We start from the raw sequence: 12737 nt of genomic DNA, 5'->3' as shown, positions 1-12737 counted from the left end.
GCCCGAGCGACGCGTCCCGAGTCGCACCGGTGCTCAGCGGGGCCGTGTCGGCAGCAGCACCGACGGCTCGATCGCGCCCAGGAACAGGAGGGGCGAGACGTACTCGCCGTCGATCCGCGCCCCCAGGTGCAGGCACGGTCGGTCGGGGCAGTGCCCTCGCTCGAGCACACCGACGGTCTGCCCCCGCGTGACGGCGTCGCCCTTCGAGACACCGGCCACCACCGGTTCGAAGCTGCTCAGCACCCCACCCGGGTGGGCGATCGACAGCACCGGCCGGTCCACCACGACCCCGGCGAAGTGCACGACGCCGTCGTCCGGGGCCATCACGACCGAGCCCTCGACCGTCCCGACGTCGAGGCCGCGGTGCCCCGGCGACCACGGGTTCGGCGGCCCGACGAAGGGCCGGACCACCGGATGGGGCGAGGCGACCGGCCAGGCCCACACCGCGCCTCCTGCGCTCGCTGCCCGGGGGTTCGCTGTCCGGGGGTTCGCGACCGCGGGCGTGACCGAGAGCGACCCGGCGAGGACCGTGACGAGGGCCGCCGTCGTGAGGGTGACGAGAAGCCGCGTCGTCGGCCGTAGGTGAGAGCGCATACCGGCACCTTGCCGGTTGCGCAAGCTTTCTCGGCGAGGCGTAAGGTTCACCCGTGCACGAACACCCCGTGCACATCGTTTGTGGGGGAGTCGTGGCCACGAGCCCTGCTCCTCGAGCCGTGAAGGAGTACAGGTGTCGAACACCACTGCAACGACGAAGAGCTTGAACAGGCGGGTGACCGCGCTGGCCGTGGCGGCGGCCATCGGCGGGTTCCTGTTCGGTTTCGACTCGTCCGTCATCAACGGCGCGGTCCAGTCGATCACCGACGAGTTCGGTCTCACCGAGTTCGCCTCGGGCTTCGCGGTCGCCTCGGCCCTGATCGGTTGTGCCATCGGTGCCTACGTCGCCGGCCGCCTCGCCGACAAGATGGGTCGCATCAAGGTGATGCTGATCGGTGCCGGTCTGTTCCTGATCAGCTCGATCGGTGCGGCCGCGGCCTTCGCCGTCTGGGACCTCGTCCTCTGGCGCGTCATCGGCGGCCTCGGCATCGGCATCGCGTCGGTCATCGCGCCCGCCTACATCAGCGAGGTGTCGCCCAAGGCGATCCGCGGTCGCCTGGCGTCGTTCCAGCAACTCGCCATCACCCTCGGCATCTTCGCCGCCCTGCTGTCGGACCAGCTCTTCGCGGTCACGGCGGGTGGCGCATCCGAGCCGTCGCTCTTCGGCCTCGCCGCGTGGCGCTGGATGTTCCTGGTGGGCATCGTCCCGTCGGTCGTCTACGGCATCCTGGCCTGGCGTCTGCCCGAGTCGCCGCGGTACCTCGCCGGTGACGGGCGCGAGGCCGAGGCCAAGAAGGTCCTCCAGACGATCGTCCCGGCCGAGACGGTCGAGACGAGCCTGAAAGAGATCACGGACTCGATCCGCACCGAGGCAGAGCTCGAGAAGAAATCGTCGATCCGCGGCACCCGCTTCGGCCTCCAGCCCATCGTCTGGGTCGGGATCATCCTCGCCGTACTGCAGCAGTTCGTCGGCATCAACGTGATCTTCTACTACTCGACCACCCTCTGGCAGGCCGTCGGCTTCCAGGAAGAGGACTCGTTCCTCATCTCGACCATCACCGCGGTCGTCAACGTCGCGGTCACGTTCATCGCGATCGGGCTCGTCGACAAGGTCGGCCGTCGGCCCATGCTGCTCACCGGCTCCATCGGCATGTTCGTCAGCCTCGCCGTCACCGCCCTGGCCTTCAGCCAGGCGACCACCTCGGCGAGCGGCGACCCGTCGCTGCCCGGCGCCTGGGGCCCCGTGGCCCTCGTCGCGGCCAACCTCTTCGTCGTGTCGTTCGGTGCCACGTGGGGCCCGCTCATGTGGGTGCTGCTCGGCGAGATGTTCCCCAACAGCATCCGTGCCACGGCACTCGGCGTGGGCAGCATGGCCAACTGGATCGCCAACTTCATCGTGACGGTGTCGTTCCCCACCCTCGCCGCCCTCAGCCTCACGCTGTCGTACGGCATCTTCGCGTTCTTCGCGCTCGTCTCGTTCTTCTTCGTCCTGGCGAAGATCCCCGAGACGAAGGGGCGCTCGCTCGAGGAGATGGGCACCTCGGCCGTCCAGGCCGACGCGGGGCGGTCGGGGAAGGCCTGAGCCCGACACGATCCACGAACGTCCCGTCCAGATCCTGGGCGGGACGTTCGTGCACGTCGGGGTCCCCGCCCGGGGTCGACCTCCACCTCACCGGGCCCGTGGTGGTGCTAACATGAGCGATGCAGCCTGCTCAGCAGGCTGACTTCGCGTGCCCTGTGCGTCCCCGGACGCACCGACGTCGAGGCGACCTGGTCGCCTCGCGCCGCTCCCGGCCTCCACGTCCATTCGGTCCGAACCGCCTCACGGTGGGCTCGGCGGACGTGTGCCCGGGCACCAGGCAGTGGCGACCGACCGGTCGCCCGACAACCGACAAGCAGGCACACCCGCGGGTGTGCCCAGAAACAAGGAGAACGACCATGGCCGTCGTCACCATCCGCCAGCTGCTCGACAGCGGCGTCCACTTCGGACACCAGACCCGCCGCTGGAACCCGAAGGTGAAGCGCTTCATCCTCGCCGAGCGCTCGGGCATCCACATCATCGACCTGCAGCAGTCGCTCGGCTACATCGACAAGGCGTACGACTTCGTCAAGGAGACCGTCGCACACGGTGGCACCATCCTCTTCGTCGGCACGAAGAAGCAGGCCCAGGGCTCCATCGCCGAGCAGGCGAACCGCGTCGGCCAGCCCTTCGTCAACCAGCGTTGGCTCGGTGGCCTCCTGACCAACTTCCAGACGGTCTCGAAGCGCCTCGCCCGCATGAAAGAGCTCGAGGACATCGACTTCGACGACACCACGCAGGGCTTCACCAAGAAAGAACTGCTGATCAAGAAGCGTGAGCTCGACAAGCTCCACAAGACGCTCGGCGGAATCCGCAACCTCACCAAGACGCCGTCCGCCCTCTGGGTCGTCGACACCAAGAAAGAGCACCTCGCGATCGACGAGGCCAAGAAGCTGGGCATCCCGGTCATCGGCATCCTCGACACGAACTGCGACCCCGACGAGATCAACTTCCCGATCCCGGGCAACGATGACGCCATCCGTTCCGTCGGCCTGCTGACGCGCATCGTCGCCGACGCTGCCGCCGAGGGTCTGGTGCAGCGTCACCAGAAGCCCGAGGACGCCGACCAGCCCGTCGAGCCCATGGCCGAATGGGAGGCCGAGCTGCTCGCGCAGGGCGAGGCCAAGGCCGCCGACGCCGCCGCCGAGGCACCTGCTGCCGAGGCCCCCGTCGCCGAGGCCCCCGTCGAGGAGAACGACGCCGACGCGCAGGTCGCCGCGAAGCCCCTGGGCGAGCCGGTCGTCGAGCCCGTCGCCGAGGCGACCGAGGCCACCGCGGCCGAGCCGGCCGACGCCGACTCGAAGTAGTCCTCTCCTTCACCCTTCCGACTCCACGAAAGGAAGTCAGACACATGGCCAACTACACCATCGCTGACGTCAAGATCCTCCGTGACCGCCTCGGCGCGGGCATGGTCGACAGCAAGAACGCCCTCGAAGAAGCCGACGGCGACATCGAGAAGGCCGTCGAGATCCTCCGCGTCAAGGGACTGAAGGGCGTCGCCAAGCGCGAGGGCCGTCAGACCACCGCGGGTCTCGTCGCCGCCAAGCCCGGTTCTGGGTACGCCACGCTGATCGAGCTCGCCAGCGAGACCGATTTCGTCGCGAAGAACGAGAAGTTCGTCGCCCTGGCCGACCAGGTCCTCGAGGCGGTGCACGCGGGCGGAGCCTCCAGCGCCGCCGAGGGCAACGCCGCCGCGATCGGCGGCCAGACCGTCGAGGCCTTCGTCAACGACGAGGCCGCGCTCATGGGCGAGAAGGTCGAACTGCGCACCGTCAACCGCATCGAGGGCGAGCAATTCGCCATCTACCTGCACAAGACCTCGAAGGACCTGCCCCCGCAGGTCGGCGTGGTCGTGGGCTACACGGGTGACGACGCCGAGACCGCTCGGTCGATCGCTCAGCACATCGCCTTCGCCGCGCCGACGTACCTGTCGCGCGACGACGTGCCGACCGAGCAGGTCGACAAGGAGCGAGCCATCGTCGAGGAGACCGCGAAGAACGAGGGCAAGCCGGAAGCGGCCCTGCCCAAGATCATCGAGGGACGCCTCACCGGCTTCTTCAAGGAGATCGCCCTGCTCGACCAGGCCTACGCGAAGGACAACAAGTTGTCCGTCGCGAAGGTGGTCGCCGAGGCCGGACTGACGATCACGGGCTTCGCCCGCATCAAGGTCGGCGCCTAGACAGCACCGTGACGGGGTCCGAGACGAACGTGTCTCGGACCCCGTTCCCATGCCCGGCCGAGGTGACGACGTCGGGTGCATCATCGGCGACGGACGGCGACCAGCCCGAACTCGCTAACCTGGCTACGGCCACGACGAGACGGAGACTCGCATGACATCGGAAACCACCGGACGACGACGCGTCCTGCTGAAGCTCTCGGGTGAGGCCTTCGGCGGCGGCCAGCTCGGCGTGAACCCCGACGTGGTCGGCTCCATCGCCCGTGAGATCGCCGACGCGGCGACCGACGTCGAGATCGCCATCGTGGTCGGTGGCGGCAACTTCTTCCGCGGCGCCGAACTCAGTCAGCGCGGCATGGACCGGGGCCGGGCCGACTACATGGGCATGCTGGGCACCGTCATGAACGCCCTCGCCCTCCAGGACTTCCTCGAGCAGGCCGGCGCTGCGACCCGCGTCCAGTCCGCCATCGCGATGACCCAGGTCGCCGAGCCGTACATCCCCCGTCGCGCCGAGCGGCACCTCGAGAAGGGGCGCGTCGTCATCTTCGGTGCCGGCGCCGGCCTGCCGTACTTCTCGACCGACACCGTCTCGGCCCAGCGAGCCCTCGAGATCGGGGCCTCCGAGGTGCTCGTCGCCAAGAACGGCGTGGACGGCGTCTACTCGGCCGACCCCCGACACGACCCGTCGGCGGTCAAGCTCGACCAGCTCACGTACCAAGAGGCGCTGATGCAGGGGCTCAAGGTCGTCGACTCGACCGCCTTCAGTCTCTGCATGGACAACGGCATGCCCATGCACGTGTTCGGCATGGAAGGCGAGGGCAACATCGCCCGCGCCATCCGCGGCGAACGCATCGGAACAATCGTCAGCAACTAGACGACTAAACTCGACCGCGAACCGAACAAGGAGCACCAGTGGCGATCAACGACGTACTCACCGAGACGCGCGAGAAGATGGACAAGGCGCTCGACGCCGCCAAGAACGACTTCGGGACGGTGCGCACCGGCCGCATCAACCCCGCTCTGTTCCAGAAGATCCCGATCGACTACTACGGGACCCCGACCCCGCTGGCCCAGCTCGCTTCGCTGCAGGTGCCCGAGGCGCGCACCATGATCGTCACCCCCTACGACAAGACGGCCCTCAAAGAGATCGAGAAGGCCATCGCGACCTTCCCGAACCTCGGGGCCAACCCGACGAACGACGGCACGATCGTCCGCGTCACCATCCCCGAGCTGACCCAAGAGCGTCGCAAAGAGTTCGTCAAGCTCGTGCGCAGCAAGGGCGAGGACGCCAAGGTGCAGGTGCGCAACGTCCGTCGCAAGTCGAAAGAGGCGCTCGACGCCCAGAAGACCGAGGTCGGCGACGACGAGGTCGCTCGTGCCGAGAAAGAGCTCGAGTCGATCACCAAGGGATACATCGACTCCATCGACGACGCGTTGAAGAAGAAAGAAGCGGAGCTGCTCGAGGTCTGATGAGACAGCGACCCGACGGCGCCGGCCCCGACGACTCGTCACCGGCTCAGAAGAGCACTCTCGGTAGTCGCCGGGCCGACTTCGACGCTCGAGCGCAAGCGGCCCGCCACGACATCGAGAACCAACTGCGGGCAGGCAAGGCGCGCCTCGACTCGCGCAACGAGAAGTTGACGGCGCGCACCGGTCGCAACCTGCCGGCCGCCATCGCCGTGGGTGTCCTGCTCGGGGCCGCGGTCTTGTTGAGCCTGATCTTCGTCAAGGCGTTCTTCATCATCGTGGCGGCGGCCCTGATCGGTTCGTTGTGCTTCGAACTCGCCAGTGCCCTGCGCTTCGCCGGGCGTGACGTGCCCCGCCTCCCGAGCGTCCTCGCCGGCGTGGCCGTGGTCCCCGCGGCCTTCTACGGCGGAGCCGGTGGCCAGTGGGCCGCTCTGGTGGGCGGCATCGTCGTCGTCTCCGTGTGGCGCCTCGTCGAGACGGCCCGTCCGTCGCACCGAGCCGGCGCCTCCGCGCTGGGTCGTGATCTCGGTGCCGGTGCGTTCGTCCAGATCTACTGCTCGTTCCTCGGCAGCTTCATGGCCCTCATGGCTGCTCGACCCGACGGCCAGTGGTGGACCCTGTCGGCTCTCATCGTCGTGATCGCGGTCGACACCGGTGCCTACGCGACCGGCCTGAACTTCGGCAAGCACCCGATGGCGCCCCGCATCAGTCCCAAGAAGACCTGGGAGGGCTTCGCCGGTTCGGTGGCCGCCAGCCTCATCGCGGCCGTGCTGTTGTCGGTCTTCCTGCTCGACGAGCCGTGGTGGTTCGGTCTCGTCTTCGGTGGCGTCATCATCGTGACCGCCACCATCGGCGATCTGTCCGAATCCCTCATCAAGCGCGACCTGGGCATCAAAGACATCAGCACCTGGCTTCCCGGCCACGGCGGGTTCCTCGACCGGCTCGACAGCACGTTGCCCTCGGCCGCCGCGGCCTACGCCCTGTACCTCCTCTTCGCGTGACGCCCGTCCGCCGGTACTGACCGGCCGCGCGTCCAGCGGCTTGCCATCGGCCCATGCGGCATGATGGTGGCCGTGAGCAGCACATTCCCGATCGTTCCCAAGGGCAAGCGGGGTTACGACGTCGACGAGGTCGACGCGTTCCTGGTCGAGGCCCGGAAGGCCTACGCCGGCGAGACCGGCCTCGGCATCGACTCCGCCCGCATCCGACGCACGGCCTTCGGGTTGACCAAGAACGGGTACTCGACGGCACACGTCGACGCCGCGCTCGAACGTCTCGAGGACGCCTTCGCCAGTCGGGAGCGCGAACGGGCCGTCTCGTCGGGCGCCGAGTCGACCTGGTTCTCGACCGCGCGGTCCGGGGCGGAAGACATCGTGGCCCGTCTCGAGCGACCGCAGGGCCACCGCTTCGACCGGGTGGGCATCCTCACGACCGGCTACCACCCGCGAGACGTCGACCGCCTCACCCGGCGGCTGCACGGCTACTTCACCGACGGCCGCCCCCTCAGCATCGACGACGTCCGGGCGTCGGTCTTCCGGGCGAAGCGCGGCGGTTACCGCGAGAGCCAGGTCGACCTGGTGCTCGACACGGTGGTCGACGTCATGCTCGCCGTCCGCTGACGGTCACGGCCGGTCCTCTCCTCGTCCCCCGAGCCTCCGACACGCTGACGGGTCGTCCCTGGCCCTCCGGCGTCCCATCGGTTACCCTGGACGGACTCATGGGCAGGCACGCAGCGAATCCGACCCCCGGTCCCTCTCGACGAGAGCACCCGGCCGCGGTCGAACGACCCTCGACCCGCCGGCGCGTCCGCGTGCCGGCCTCGCAGAGCGTCGTCCGACGCCCGGCAGCCGGCTCCCTCGCGTTCACCGGTCCCGTCCGCGATGCCGTACCGGCCGCTCGTCGAACCGGATTCCCTCGACGGGTGGCCCTGCCCCTCGTCGGCTTCTGTGCGTCGTTCGCCTTCGTGTCGGCCTCGCTCGTCAACCCCTTGGCCGGTGCCGAGGCCGCGACGACCGTTCCGGGCGCCGCGTCGGTGCTGACGGCCCCCGGTCAGACCCTCACGGTCGCCGGTGCCGCCGTGACCGTCGCCGACCGGGACGCCTACGGCGTGACCGAGTACGTGCCGCCGCCGCCCCCGCCCGTCGTGGTGGCCGAGACCGAGAAGCCCGAGGCCCCATCGGGTGCGACGTCCGGCTCTGCCAAGAAGTCGTCGTCTGCTCCCGTGGCGGGTACCCCTGACCCGGGCAGCGCGAAGGCCGTCGCCGCCGAACTCGTGGCCGCTCGCGGCTGGGGTTCCGACCAGTACGACTGCCTGGTGTCGCTGTGGCAGAAAGAGTCGAGCTGGAACGTCTACGCGTCCAACCGGTCGAGTGGTGCCTACGGCATTCCCCAGGCCCTGCCGGGTAGCAAGATGAGCTCCGTCGGTGCCGACTGGCAGACCAACCCCGCCACGCAGATCACGTGGGGGCTGAACTACATCGGCGGCCGCTACGGCAACCCCTGCGGTGCCTGGGCCCATTCCGTCGCCAACAACTGGTACTGATTCGTCGCACGGCCCTCGACCTCGGGGGCCGTTGCTACGCTGGTCGTCATGCCCCGCAGCAACCGCTCCCGTCGCTCGCGCGACCGGCGTGACGCCGACGAGGCCTACGACGTCACCCGAGCGTCGTTCGGCGGCTTGACGGTCGAGACAAAGCACGGGCGTTCGTTCAACGTCCAGTCGGTCTCGGCGACGTCGGCCGTCAAAGAGTATGTCTGCCCCGGGTGCTCCTTGGGCATCGCTCCCGCGACGCCGCACGTCGTGGCCTGGCGTGCCGACGGGCTGTTCGGTGCCGAGGACGACCTGGCGGCCCGCCGCCATTGGCACACCCACTGCTGGAGGATCTCGTGACGACCCCCGACGCCGACGCTCTCGAGATCCGCGGGGGCGTCCTGCTGCCCGCGCGCCGCGAGGACGTCGAACTGCACACCGGCGACGGTCTGACCCTGGTGGGCGAGCTGAGCCTCCCGGCGGACCGCGAGCCCGTCGGCACGATCGTCGCGTTGCACCCTCTGCCCACCGCCGGCGGGTTCATGGACTCCCACGTCATCAGGAAGGCCGCGGCCCGTCTTCCGGCCCTGGCCGACCTCGCCGTGCTCAGGTTCAACTTCCGCGGGGTGTCGTCTCCGCGAGGTCGGTCCGAGGGCGAGTTCGGCGAGGGGGTGGCCGAAGCGGCCGACCTCGTCGCCGCCGTGGCCTTCGTGGGCGATCGCGGTCTGCCCACCCCGTGGTTGGTGGGTTGGTCGTTCGGCACCGAAGTCGCCCTGAAGCACGGCCTCGACGTCGAGGTGGCCGGCGTCGTGCTGCTGTCCCCACCACTGCACCGCACGTCCGACGCCGAACTCGGGGCGTGGCACGACTCCGGGCGGCCCGTGGTGGCCGTCGTGCCCGAGTTCGACGACTACCTGCGTCCCGACGAGGCGCGACGTCGCTTCGCCCTCGTTCCCGAGGCCGAGGTGGTCGCCGTCGAGGGAGGCAAGCACCTCTGGGTCGGCGAGAAGCAGACCAGTCGCGTGCTGACCGAGATCGTCCGTCAGGTCGCGCCCGGTGCGCTGCCGCTGCCGTCCACCTGGCCGCCCCGCGCCTCCTGACGGTGCGTCCGCCGTCGGCGGGCGGTCCGCCGCGCCGGGCCCGGAGCGACCGGGGCGTGGCGCGTCTCAGAGCTGGTTCTGGCGTGGCACGTAGACCTCGCGGATGATCAGCAGGATCGACGCGGCGACGGGGATGGCGATGAGTGCGCCGAGCACTCCCAGCAGGGTGCCACCGACGAGGGCCGCGATGACGACGATCACGCCCGGGACGCGGACCGCCCGCCGCATGATGCGCGGGCTCAGCAGGTAGGCCTCGACCTGCATGTAGACCAGGTAGTAGATGGCTGTCGTCACCCAGGTGGCCGGTGACTGGGGCAACAGCGCGATCTGTGCCAGCACGATGATCGCCGAACCGCTGATCGTGCCGACGAGGGGGATGATCGACCCCAGGAACGCGATGAACGCGAAGACGGCCGGCTGTTGGGCTCCGATGATGGTGAGGAACACGAAGCTCAGGATGCCGTTGAGCGCCGCGAGCGTGAACTGGCCGATGACGTACCGACCCACCGATTGGCTGATCTGTTCGGAGATGTCGACGAACGTGGCCCGCTTCGAGGCCGGGACGAGCTGGTAGAGCGCGCGCTTGACGCTGTTGATCGACGAGGTGAAGTAGATCGTCAGGATGACCACGACGACCGTGCCGAAGAGGCCGTTGCCGATCGCGACGCCGACGGCGAGGACCCCGCCGCCGATCGTGACGACGTTGTCGGGGTTGGTAAGGAAGTCGACGATGGAGTCGAGCGCGTCCTGCACGTCGAAGACGTTCTGGGGGACGAGTTCTTGCAGGTTGTCGACGAACTGCTGGGTGGTGACGCTCTGCAGGTACGACGTCAGCGCCTGGATGAGGCTCGTGGTCTGTTGCACGATGACGGGCACGATCGCGAACACGACGCCCACGAAGGCGCCCACCACGGCCACGAGGACGATCACGATGGCGATACCCCGGGGCACCCGACGCTTCTCGAGCCACGAGACGACCGGGTCGAGCCCCAGCGAGATGAACAGGGCCGCGCCCACGTAGGTCAGGATCGTCGAGAGCTGGCCGACGGCACCCCCGATGACGAGGGCGACGAGCACTCCCAGCCCCGCGAGCAGACCGATGCGGAACGGGTTGTGGATCTTCACGGGCGGGCTCCTGTCGACGGCACGGGCCGGTCGAGGTCACGGCGGCACCGACTGCCCGACACGGCCTGTCGCCCTACTCTGACGTACCGCCGCCGACTTGTCCGATCATGCCACGCAGGTTCTCGAAGTACTCCGCGACGGCGTCGCGTTCGGCCGTGATCTCGGCCAGGCGTTCTTCGGCGTCGCCGATGAGGTCGTCGGCGCGCTGCTGGGCATCGGCCAGGATCGACCGTGAGCGTTCGTCGGCGTTGGTGAGCACGTCGTGGGCCGTCTCGTCGGCGTCCGTCCGGGTGGTGCGGGCGTGCTCGAGCGTGGTGCGTTCGAGGTCGTCGGCCTCGCGCCGCACCTCGGCGGCACGGCGGGTGGCCTCGGCGAGCTGCTCGGCCGCCGCGTCGAGCAGCTCCTGGGTCTCGGCGACGGCGTGCTGGTGTCGCTGCGTGAGCTCGACCTCCGCCTCGTCGCGACGGGCCAGCAGCTCGACCTCGAGATCGGCGCGCCCCTGGTCGACGTCGCGGCGCAGGTCGGCGATGGCCCGTTCGCGGTCGGCCTCGAGCCCGGCGCGGACCCGGACGTCGTCGGCGGCCAGGCGGGCGCGCTGTGCCTCGGTCTCGTCCGCCAGGGCGGCGCGGGCCTCGGCGGTCTCGGCGGCGAGTTCGGCGCGTGCCTGCTCGATCTCGGTCGCGAGTTCGGCCCGCCGGTCGGCGTCCTCGCGGGCGAGACGGTCGGCCTGCGCCTCGCTCTCGCGGGTGAGGCGCTCGTCGGTCTCGACGGTGATGCGGGCGATGCGTTCGCGTGACGTGGTCTCGGCGAGGTCGAGTTCGTCGCGGCGGCGCCGGGTCTCGCGGTCGAGCTCGGTGCGGGCGTCGCCGACCTCTTTCTCGAGTTCGGCACGGGCCTGTGCGATCTCGGCCGCGAGGCGGTCACGACCGGTCGCGATCTCGCGCTCGAGCTCGACCCGGGTGGATTCGACCTCGTCGGTGAGGTCGGCACGGGTGGCGTCGACGTCGCGGGCGAGGAGCGCGCGGGTCTCGGCGACCTCGTGGGCGAGCTCGGCACGGGCCGCGGCGACGTCGCGTTCGAGTTCGGCGCGCTGGGCCGCGACGTCGTCGGCCAGCTCGGCGCGTGCGGACGTGATCTCGCGGTCGAGTTCGGCGCGGCGGGCGCCGACCTCGGCGTCGAGGTCGGCGCGGGTGGTCTCGTCGAGTCGGGCCAGCTCGGCGCGGACGGTGACGCCCTCGCGGTCGAGGTCGGCACGCTGGCGCCCGGAGTCGCTCTCGAAGACGGCTCGGGCCTCGCGCGTGTCGGCGGCGAGGGTCTCGGCCTCGTCGCGGGCCTCGGCGAGGTCGCGGGCGACGGCGGCCCGCTGCTCGGCGACCTCGTGCTCGACCTCGGCACGCAGTGCGGCCGCCTCGCGTCGAGCCGTCGAGACGTTCTGGGCCGCCTCGGTGGCGGCCGAGCCGCGGATCGAGATGGCGTCGCGCTGGGCCTCTTGCAGCAGGTCGCGTGCTTCGGCCTTGGCGCGTGCGACCAGACGGTCGGCGTCGGCGGTGGACTCGGCGACCTGCGCCGCGGCGCGGCCACGGGCGTCGTCGAGCACCGCCGTGGCCCGTTCGCTCGCGTCGTCCAGCAGGCGCTTCGCCTCGGCCGTCGAGGACGAGCGCAGGGCCTCGGCGTCGATGTCGGCCTGGCTGATCACCAGGGTGGACTGCTGCTCGGCCAGACGCAGGGTCTGCTCGAGCTTGCTGCCGAGACCGGAGTACGTGGGGGTGCCGGCCTCTTCGAGCTCGGCACGGATCTCGTCCACCCGCTGCTGGAGGAACGCGACCTCGCTCGCCCGGTCGGCCCGGTCGGCGTTGGCCTTGATGAGTTCCCGCCGCAGGTCGCCGAGCACCCGGTCGACCTCGTCCTTGCGGTAGCCCCGGAGTTCGATGCCGAAATCGGCTTCGTCAGCAGCCACGGTGTCTCCTTCGATGCAGGGTTCGGACCAGGGGAGCGCGGCCCGCGACACGATGCTAGTGGGAGGCCCTCGACGGACCCCGATCCACGGGTTAGGTGCCTCTCAGCCTCGTCGGATACGCTGAGCCGTCTTAAATTCTGCTGCCGCGCCCGGCCCCCTGGCCAGGCTCGTGCGAGGCCCGTCGTCGACCACGACGGTTCCTGGCGCCC

At 69.8% G+C, this 12737-nt stretch carries 13 protein-coding genes; 10 read left to right on the top strand and 3 right to left on the bottom strand.

Features of this window, described 5'->3' with window-relative positions; genetic code table 11:
• Positions 1 to 33 precede the first annotated feature (33 nt).
• Positions 34 to 594, bottom strand: coding sequence for a murein hydrolase activator EnvC family protein (locus tag ACVJ1F_RS08100; RefSeq protein ID WP_456885571.1), 561 nt, complete (start codon positions 592 to 594; stop codon positions 34 to 36).
• 133 nt (positions 595 to 727) lie between these two features.
• Here ACVJ1F_RS08100 and ACVJ1F_RS08095 point away from each other — a divergent pair, with 133 nt between their 5' ends.
• The 10 genes from ACVJ1F_RS08095 (at position 728) to ACVJ1F_RS08050 (ending at position 9446) form a co-directional block, all read left to right on the top strand.
• Positions 728 to 2176 (top strand): sugar porter family MFS transporter, encoded by a 1449-nt coding sequence (locus ACVJ1F_RS08095; RefSeq protein ID WP_456885570.1) that lies wholly within the window; start codon positions 728 to 730, stop codon positions 2174 to 2176.
• Between the two features lie 356 nt (positions 2177 to 2532).
• Positions 2533 to 3480: a 30S ribosomal protein S2 gene (gene rpsB / locus ACVJ1F_RS08090; RefSeq protein WP_056046166.1), complete on the top strand. Its 948-nt coding sequence runs from the start codon at positions 2533 to 2535 to the stop codon at positions 3478 to 3480.
• A gap of 44 nt (positions 3481 to 3524) precedes the next feature.
• Complete coding sequence (tsf, locus tag ACVJ1F_RS08085; protein WP_056046164.1) at positions 3525 to 4352, top strand: translation elongation factor Ts; 828 nt, start codon at positions 3525 to 3527, stop codon at positions 4350 to 4352.
• A gap of 151 nt (positions 4353 to 4503) precedes the next feature.
• Positions 4504 to 5223: a UMP kinase gene (pyrH, locus tag ACVJ1F_RS08080; protein ID WP_056046162.1), complete on the top strand. Its 720-nt coding sequence runs from the start codon at positions 4504 to 4506 to the stop codon at positions 5221 to 5223.
• 77 nt (positions 5224 to 5300) lie between these two features.
• Complete coding sequence (frr, locus tag ACVJ1F_RS08075; RefSeq protein WP_054145670.1) at positions 5301 to 5819, top strand: ribosome recycling factor; 519 nt, start codon at positions 5301 to 5303, stop codon at positions 5817 to 5819.
• Positions 5819 to 6817, top strand: coding sequence for a phosphatidate cytidylyltransferase (locus tag ACVJ1F_RS08070; RefSeq protein ID WP_402751821.1), 999 nt, complete (start codon positions 5819 to 5821; stop codon positions 6815 to 6817). Before frr ends, ACVJ1F_RS08070 begins: the two co-directional genes overlap by 1 nt.
• A gap of 63 nt (positions 6818 to 6880) precedes the next feature.
• Positions 6881 to 7435: a DivIVA domain-containing protein gene (locus ACVJ1F_RS08065; protein WP_056047652.1), complete on the top strand. Its 555-nt coding sequence runs from the start codon at positions 6881 to 6883 to the stop codon at positions 7433 to 7435.
• Positions 7436 to 7737: 302 nt separating this feature from the next.
• Positions 7738 to 8358 (top strand): aggregation-promoting factor C-terminal-like domain-containing protein, encoded by a 621-nt coding sequence (locus ACVJ1F_RS08060; protein ID WP_456885569.1) that lies wholly within the window; start codon positions 7738 to 7740, stop codon positions 8356 to 8358.
• 48 nt (positions 8359 to 8406) lie between these two features.
• Positions 8407 to 8706 carry a hypothetical protein gene (locus ACVJ1F_RS08055; RefSeq protein ID WP_056046157.1) on the top strand — a complete coding sequence of 100 codons (300 nt, stop codon included), beginning with the start codon at positions 8407 to 8409 and terminating at the stop codon, positions 8704 to 8706.
• Positions 8703 to 9446 carry an alpha/beta hydrolase gene (locus ACVJ1F_RS08050; RefSeq protein ID WP_456885568.1) on the top strand — a complete coding sequence of 248 codons (744 nt, stop codon included), beginning with the start codon at positions 8703 to 8705 and terminating at the stop codon, positions 9444 to 9446. Before ACVJ1F_RS08055 ends, ACVJ1F_RS08050 begins: the two co-directional genes overlap by 4 nt.
• Positions 9447 to 9512: 66 nt before the next feature.
• On the opposite strand, the gene ACVJ1F_RS08045 is transcribed toward ACVJ1F_RS08050, so the two are convergent.
• Positions 9513 to 10571 carry an AI-2E family transporter gene (locus ACVJ1F_RS08045; protein WP_285062825.1) on the bottom strand — a complete coding sequence of 353 codons (1059 nt, stop codon included), beginning with the start codon at positions 10569 to 10571 and terminating at the stop codon, positions 9513 to 9515.
• 73 nt (positions 10572 to 10644) lie between these two features.
• Complete coding sequence (locus ACVJ1F_RS08040; protein ID WP_456885567.1) at positions 10645 to 12528, bottom strand: hypothetical protein; 1884 nt, start codon at positions 12526 to 12528, stop codon at positions 10645 to 10647.
• Between the last annotated feature and the right edge of the window lie 209 nt (positions 12529 to 12737).

Source organism: Frigoribacterium sp. 2355, assembly GCF_054060695.1.
The sequence above is the reverse complement of the archived record's forward strand: the minus strand, read 5'-3'. Positions and strand labels throughout refer to the sequence as shown.